The sequence below is a fragment of the Flavobacterium sp. FlaQc-48 genome (assembly GCF_044007335.1).
Lineage (GTDB): Bacteria > Bacteroidota > Bacteroidia > Flavobacteriales > Flavobacteriaceae > Flavobacterium.
Map to the genome: position 1 here is coordinate 1 of NZ_JBIPCR010000058.1, position 495 is coordinate 495.

At 42.6% G+C, this 495-nt stretch carries 1 pseudogene; it reads right to left on the bottom strand.

Annotated elements, in window-relative coordinates:
- Positions 1 to 495, bottom strand: a pseudogene (locus tag ACHRWY_RS27570) (glucosamine-6-phosphate deaminase); the annotation flags it as partial.

Here is a 495-nt window from a genome sequence, read left to right on the forward strand (position 1 = left end):
TTAATAATCAAAACGCTTAAAGGCTTCGATGGCCTCGTATTCTGCCAAACCTAAATCATCGTATAAGATGGCGGTATTTTTATTTCGGTCTTCGGCCCTTACCCAGAATTCCCTGGAGTCATTACCCTGAAACATCACTCTGTCTTTTTGAGACTGGTGGTATAAAATCGCATGACGCTTCAACAATACTTCTGATGGGGAAAGCGGAACGGCCATGTCAATTTCATGAATGTCCCATTCGTGCCAGGCACCTCTGTACAGCCATAACCAGCAATCATCCATGTATTTCTCCGGTTTTAATTGTTTCATGGCGGCAAAAATGGCATTTAAACAAACCTCATGTGTTCCGTGCGGATCTGCCAGATCCCCTGCTGCAAATACCTGATGGGGTTTTATCCTGGCAATAATTTCTTTTACAATTGCAATGTCTTCAGGACCTAACGGATTCTTTTTTACCTGTCCGGTTTCATAAAACGGAAGATCCAAAAAGTGTGT